This is a genomic window from Microbacterium sp. ISL-103 (assembly GCF_018613995.1).
In the GTDB taxonomy this organism is placed as follows: domain Bacteria; phylum Actinomycetota; class Actinomycetes; order Actinomycetales; family Microbacteriaceae; genus Microbacterium.
The window spans coordinates 1-6,456 of the sequence record NZ_JAGGPD010000005.1 but is presented as its reverse complement, the minus strand read 5'-3'; the positions used below and the strand labels follow the sequence as shown (position 1 = coordinate 6,456).

Genomic DNA, 6,456 nt, shown 5'->3' with positions numbered 1-6,456 from the left:
GCCGCACCGACAGCTCCGCGAGCAGGGGCTCGAGGCCGAGGTCGGCGAGACGGTCGCGCAGCTGCGCGCGCTCGACGAGGTTGTCGAACACGTCGGACTTGGCCGCGAGGCCCGCGAGCGTGCGCACGAGACGGGCGACGGGCAGGGTCGAGAGCGGCTCTCTGCGCCCGAGAGCGGCGTCGAGTTCGGCGAGCTCGGCGGTCACACGCTGCCATGCGGCGTATACATCGTCAAGGCCCAGCGGGACCTCGGGAGCGACGCCCGCCTCGACGTAGCGCTGCCACTGGGTGCGCTGGGTCTGGCTGCGAAGGAGGGCGTCGTGCATCTCGGTGCCGTGCACCCCGGGGCGCACGTACTCCTTGGCGAGGCGACGCAGCCGGCGCCTGTTGGCACCCGACATCCCCGGAGCGTCCCGTCGCGAACCGTGCGCCTGGATGAGCTCGCCGAGAGGCCGCTCGAACACGGTCGGGCTGAAGCGGTCGAGCGAGTCTCGGATGCCCTGCAGCATCCGCAGATACTCGCCGAGTTCGTCGATGGTCGAGAAGGGACGCATATGGGTCTGCGCGATCAGTGCATAGCCGCGCTCGAGCAGGGCGGGCACCGAGTCGGAGTGCAGACCGCCCGCCAGCTGGTGCGCCGCTCTCGCTGCCTCTGTGCTCGAGAACGTGACGCCGTACCAGGGAGAGTCGTCGGGGCCGAAGCGGAACTCTCCGAGTCGCGCAGCCTGCGACAGTGCCGCGGCGGCCGACGAGCGGTCATCCGCCAGTCGGCGCAGCGTCTCGGGGCTCAGTCGTGCCGTCGTCGACGGGGGGTTCGGCAGCGACGCGAGCCGGGTCAGCTGACGGGTGGCGTCGAGAACGGATGCCGAGGTGCCGGCGACCGGAGCGGTGAGCGCCCGGCGGTAGTCGCGCAGCACGGTGCGCAGTCGCACGAGCGCGTCGTCGACGTCGCCGACCTTCGGCGCGGTCGCCTTCTCGTTGCGTCCGATCGCGCGCACGAGGTCGCGGCGCACGCTCGCCGGCGATACGGCCAGGCTGTCGAGACCGATCCCCGTCAGACGGTGGCGCACTCCATCGAGGGTCGACCGACGGGCCGAGACGACGAGAACGCGCTTGCCGTTGCGCACGAGCTCGCCCAGCGCGTTGATCACCGTCTGCGTGCCGCCCGTGCCCGGCAGCGTCGCGACCGTCAGCGAATGTCCGGCGGCGATCCTGGCGAGAACCGCCTCCTGCTCGGCATCCGCGTCGAGCAGCAGGTTGTCCGATGCCGGGGCGCGATCGTCCGGCCCGGTGTGATGCGGCTCGGGTCGACGCGCCGACACCTGCTCGCGATCCCCGACGTGACCGGCGAGGGCGTTGAGCACGACATGGTCGAGGGTGCCGCTGTCGCGCACCATCGCACCGCCGACGTCGGCGAAGGTCGATACGACGAGCCGCGGAAGAACGGTGAAGGTGTCGATGGAGCGGGCCGTCGCCCGCAGACTGTCGATCACCGGCTGGGGCTTGAAGATGCCGCCGTCGTAGGCGAGCGCGGCGAGGGCTGTGGCATCGATCGTGATGCCGAAGTGCTCTCGGGCGATGCGCACGAGCTCGGGGTTGACCTCGAAGGCCCCCTGCAGCTTGAGCTCGAAGTCGGAGTGGTGCCGGCGGATCGCCAGCGGACGCAGGAGCACGGGGGCCGCGAAGTCCGCGCCGCCGATCCGCCACCCGGCCACGCCGACGGCGAGGTGCACGGCCTCGATGCCGCGCACCGTGCGCAGTTCGGTGTTCTTGGCGGTGATGCGCTCGGCCGCGAGACGGGCGGTGCGGAGCCCGACCTCGTCGCGGAAGAGGTTCGACAGCAGGGTCGACTTGCCGGTGATGAACTGGGGGAGGCTTCCGGGGTGCGCCTTGGAGATGTCGATCCCGGATTCGACGGTGTCGCGGAACGTCACCAGAGGTGAGGCACCCCCGAGGTCGGCCGCCTCGGCGCGCAGTCGCGTGCGCTCGGCCTCGGCCGCGTGCGCCACTGCGACACCGGATGCGGAGTCGTGCAGCTCGCCCAGGGTCACCGAGGCATCGGTCGCTGCCTCCTCCGCAGCCTTGCCATCACGTCGCCACACACCTCACACACTAAGCGCGGCTCGCGCTGCGGGCGGTATCCCGGGCGGGTTTCACCGTATTTCCGCCCGTCTGAGCGCGTCATGGCTGCGCCCACTGGTCCTGCACGTCTCGACAGAGCCGTCGACCTCTCCCCCGGTGCCGGGTTCGCGCTCCTCGGGCACGGTCGGCGGCGGTCAGTATGGAGTCATGACGTTCCGCTATGACTTCGCACCGACTCCTTTCGGAGATGCTCTCGCCGTGTTCTCCGACGAGGGCATCGTCCGATTCGACCTCTCCGAATCCGACGATCCGTCGGTGCCCTGGCTGCTCGAGAACGTCTCGCGCCGGCTGCGCTCCGTGCCCGAGCCCGACCCGGGGGCGGCCGATGATCTCGTCCGGCTGCTCGACGACTACTTCGACGGGGTGCCCGTGCGGTTCGACGAGCATCTCACCCTCGACTGGCGACTGAGCGACGGCTTCTCCCGCACGGCACTGCAGACCATCACCACCATCGAATGGGGGCAGACCCTCAGCTACGGCGAGGTCGCAGCGATCGCCGGGCATCCGGGTGCCGCACGGGCAGTGGGAACCGCCTGCCGTCTCACGCCGTTCTCGATCATCGTGCCGGTGCATCGTGTCGTGCGTTCCGACGGGTCGGTCGGGCAGTACGGCGCGCACCCCGAGCGCAAGCGCTTCCTCCTCGACCTCGAGTCGCAGCGCTGACACCGACGACGTGGACCCCGACGAGTAGGCCGTCGGGGTCCACGTGCTCATCCGCCGTCAGCGACGAGCCTGCCGGGAAGGCATCAGTGCTCCGTCGCCTTCTCCGCACCGAACCCGGTGAGTGAGCGCACCTCCATCTCGGCGGCGAGCTGCGGCGATTCCTTCGTGCGGCTCGTCATCGTTCCCAGCCATCCCAGGAAGAACCCGAGCGGGATCGACACGATGCCGGGATTGTTCATCGGCCAGAGCACGATGTCGATCCCGGGGATCATCGAGGTGGGCGAACCCGAGAACACCGGCGACAGCACGATCAGGATGATCGCCGCGGCGAGACCGCCGTACATGCTCCACACGGCGCCGCGCGTGTTGAAGCGGCGCCAGAACAGCGAGTAGAGGATGGTCGGCAGGTTCGCCGAAGCGGCGACGGCGAAGGCCAGCGCCACCAGGAATGCGATGTTCTGCCCCTGTGCACCGATGCCGCCGACGATCGCGAGGATCCCGATCACGACCACCGTCCGCCGCGCGACACGCACCTCCCCGTTGGGGTCGGGTTCGACGGGGTTCCCTGCGGAGTCCTTCTTGCCCTTCTGGATGACGTTCGCGTAGATGTCGTGCGCGAACGATGCGGCCGCCGTGATCGTGAGCCCCGCCACCACGGCGAGGATGGTCGCGAAGGCGACGGCCGAGATGAAGCCGAGCAGCACGGGACCGCCGAGGTACAGCGCGAGCAGCGGTGCCGCGGAGTTCGGACCACCGGGCGCGGCGGCGATCACGTCGGCCCCCACCAGCGCCCCCGCGCCGTAGCCGAGCACCAGGGTCAGCAGGTAGAACCCGCCGATGAGCCAGATCGCCCAGACGACAGAACGACGCGCCTCCTTGGCCGTGGGCACCGTATAGAAGCGCATGAGCACATGCGGCAGTCCGGCGGTGCCGAGCACGAGTGCCATGCCGAGCGAGAGGAAGTCCCACGGGTTGGCCCCGTACTGCAGACCCGGTCCGAGGATGGCCTCTCCCTTGTCGGAGTTCGCGACCGCGGCCTCGAGCAGTGTGTTCAGGCTGAAGCCGTTGATCGCGAGCACCCAGATGGTCATGGCGATGGCACCGCCGATGAGCAGGAAGGCCTTCACGATCTGCACCCAGGTCGTGCCCTTCATGCCGCCGATCAGCACGTAGACGATCATCAGCACGCCCACCACCGCGATCACGATCGACTGGCCGACCCTGCCGTCGATGCCGAGCAGCAGCGAGACCAGGCCTCCGGCGCCGGCCATCTGGGCGAGCAGATAGAAGAAGCACACCGCGAGGGTCGTGATCGCCGCCGCCATCCGCACCGGACGCTGCTTCAGTCGGAACGACAGCACGTCGGCCATCGTGAACTTGCCCGTGTTGCGCATCAGCTCGGCGACGAGCAGCAGCGCGACCAGCCAGGCGACGAGGAACCCGATCGAATAGAGGAAGCCGTCGTATCCGTTGATCGCGATCGCGCCGCAGATGCCGAGGAAGGATGCCGCCGACAGGTAGTCCCCGGCGATCGCGAAGCCGTTCTGCGGACCGGTGAACGAGCGCCCTGCCGCGTAGTAGTCGGCGGCGGTCTTGTTGTTGCGGCTCGCGCGGATCACGATGAACAGGGTCACCGCGACGAAGGCCGCGAAGATCGAGATGTTGAGCACGGGATTGCTCTCGACGGCCGGCTGCTCGGTCGCCGCGTGGAGAAGATTCATGCGTCGGCCTGCGCCTTCTCGAGTTCTTCACGGATCTCGGTGGCGATCGGATCGAGTCTGCGATTGGCGAAAGCCACATATCCCATCGTGATCGCGAATGTGGTGACGAATTGGCCGAGCCCCATGATGAGTCCGACGGTGATATCGCCCCACACCCTCTGCGACATGAACTCGGTCGCGAATGCGGCGAGGAGCACGTAGACGAAATACCAGACGAGGAAGAATGCTGCCAGCGGGAAGATGAACGAGCGTTGCGTCTTCTTCAGTTCTCGGAAACGAGGGGATTCTTCGACAGCGATGTAATCGATCGCTCCTGCCGAATCCGCCGTTGAATGGTCGGTCATGGGGCCTCCTTGCCTCATGGTCACGGCTCGCCCGCAGCTGCCGGGCGAATGATAGGGTCGACGCTACGAAACGGGGAACAGCGCCGTCACCCCCGAAAGTAGGTAGTCGTGAGCACACCGACCGAGATGGAATCCGAGACCGAGCTCGTCGCCCGCGCGGTGCGCGAGCTCTCTCAGCGCACCCGATTCCCCGTCGCCTTCGGAGGGCTGATCGACGAGGGGGTCGTCAGCGTCACGAGCATCGTCGGAAATCGCACGCACAGCCTCGACGGACTGCGCGTCCGGCCCGAGCGCGGTCTCGGCGGGCGGGCGATGATGGAACTCCGTCCGCGCATGACCAACGACTACGGCTCGTCGCAGCAGATCACGCACGACTACGACGTCTTCATCCTGGGCGAGGGCCTTCGCACACTCCTGGCCCTGCCGATCGTGGTGAGCGGTCGCCCTCGGGGCGTGCTCTACGCCGGCGCGTGGGACAAGACCCCGGTCGGCGGTGTCACGACGGCTCCCGCGATGCAGGTCGCGCAGTCGGTGGCCGAAGAGCTCCGCATCCGCGACGAGGTCGACCGACGACTGCGGGCCGTCGCGCCGTCGTCGGAGTCCGTCGCACCGCGCCACCGCGAAGAGCTGCGCGAGAGCTTCGCCGAGCTGCGCAGCATCGCGTCATCCGTCGACGATGCCGGCCTTCGCGCGCGCATCGCGCAGGTCGAGCGCCGACTCGTGACGCTGGCAGAGGATGCCGTCGCTCCCCCGACCGGTCCGATCCCCACCATCCACCTGTCGAGGCGCGAGACCGATGTGCTCGCCTGCGCCGCCCTCGGCGCGACCAATGCCGAGATCGCGGGGCAGCTGGGCCTGCGCGAGGGCACCGTGAAGGCCTATCTCGGCACGGCGATGTCGAAGCTCGATGCCTCGACGCGTCATGCGGCCGTGACGAAGGCACGCCGGGCGGGGCTTCTCCCCTGACTGCACAGGCCGCGCCCAGCGCGGGTCGCTAGCATGGGACCCAGCCGGCGAACACCGGTTCCGGACGAGGCAGACCAGTACCCGGTGAGCGCAAAGACTGGTCCGAAAGGACCATCATGTCGTGGATCGTATTGGTCGCATCCGGAATCCTCGAGGCCGTCTGGGCGACGGCCCTCGGCAAATCCGACGGACTCACCAAGCTGTGGCCGAGTGTCATCTTCGTCGGCGGACTCATTCTCTCGATGATCGGTCTCGCATTCGCCATGCGCGATATATCGACCGGCACCGCCTATGCGGTGTGGGTCGGAATCGGCGCGACGCTCACCGTGGCGTGGGCGATGATCACCGGCGACAGCGATATCTCCTGGCTGCGCATCCTGCTGCTGCTCGGACTGGTCGGCTGCATCGTCGGATTGAAACTCATCGATCCCGGCCACGAATAACGCTCCGGAAATCCCCTTTCCGGGGTAATGTCACTTCCATGGCAAGAAGAATTGTGCACCAGTTGGTCGACGACATCGACGGCAGCATCCTCGAGGTGGGAGAAGGCGAGACCGTGCATTTCTCGCTGAACGGCACCTCTTACGAGATCGACCTCAACGCCGAGCACGCAGAAGAATT

General features: G+C 68.0%; 6 protein-coding genes, 1 pseudogene and 1 riboswitch. Of the genes and pseudogenes, 4 read left to right on the top strand and 3 right to left on the bottom strand.

Annotated elements, in window-relative coordinates; genetic code table 11:
- A pseudogene (locus J7E68_RS19430) lies at positions 1–2,008 on the bottom strand (AAA family ATPase); the annotation flags it as partial.
- Positions 2,009–2,288: 280 nt separating this feature from the next.
- Here J7E68_RS19430 and J7E68_RS00190 point away from each other — a divergent pair.
- Positions 2,289–2,804 carry a methylated-DNA--[protein]-cysteine S-methyltransferase gene (locus tag J7E68_RS00190; protein ID WP_215168738.1) on the top strand — a complete coding sequence of 172 codons (516 nt, stop codon included), beginning with the start codon at positions 2,289–2,291 and terminating at the stop codon, positions 2,802–2,804.
- A gap of 83 nt (positions 2,805–2,887) precedes the next feature.
- Here J7E68_RS00190 and J7E68_RS00185 read toward each other — a convergent pair whose 3' ends face one another.
- Both J7E68_RS00185 and J7E68_RS00180 read right to left on the bottom strand, forming a co-directional pair.
- The gene (locus tag J7E68_RS00185; RefSeq protein ID WP_215168736.1) at positions 2,888–4,525 is read right to left on the bottom strand and encodes a cation acetate symporter; all 1,638 of its coding nucleotides are present in this window, start codon (positions 4,523–4,525) and stop codon (positions 2,888–2,890) included.
- Positions 4,522–4,869, bottom strand: coding sequence for a DUF485 domain-containing protein (locus J7E68_RS00180; protein ID WP_215168734.1), 348 nt, complete (start codon positions 4,867–4,869; stop codon positions 4,522–4,524). The genes J7E68_RS00185 and J7E68_RS00180 overlap by 4 nt, the downstream gene beginning before the upstream one ends.
- A 108-nt stretch (positions 4,870–4,977) precedes the next feature.
- Here J7E68_RS00180 and J7E68_RS00175 point away from each other — a divergent pair, with 108 nt between their 5' ends.
- The 3 genes from J7E68_RS00175 to J7E68_RS00165 form a co-directional block, all read left to right on the top strand.
- Positions 4,978–5,835, top strand: coding sequence for a LuxR C-terminal-related transcriptional regulator (locus tag J7E68_RS00175; RefSeq protein WP_215168732.1), 858 nt, complete (start codon positions 4,978–4,980; stop codon positions 5,833–5,835).
- Between the two features lie 39 nt (positions 5,836–5,874).
- Positions 5,875–5,941: riboswitch (guanidine-III (ykkC-III) riboswitch) on the top strand.
- A gap of 10 nt (positions 5,942–5,951) precedes the next feature.
- Positions 5,952–6,278, top strand: coding sequence for a multidrug efflux SMR transporter (locus tag J7E68_RS00170; protein ID WP_215168730.1), 327 nt, complete (start codon positions 5,952–5,954; stop codon positions 6,276–6,278).
- Between the two features lie 38 nt (positions 6,279–6,316).
- On the top strand, positions 6,317–6,456 hold a 140-nt coding region (locus tag J7E68_RS00165; protein WP_215168752.1), incomplete at its 3' end, for a histone-like nucleoid-structuring protein Lsr2.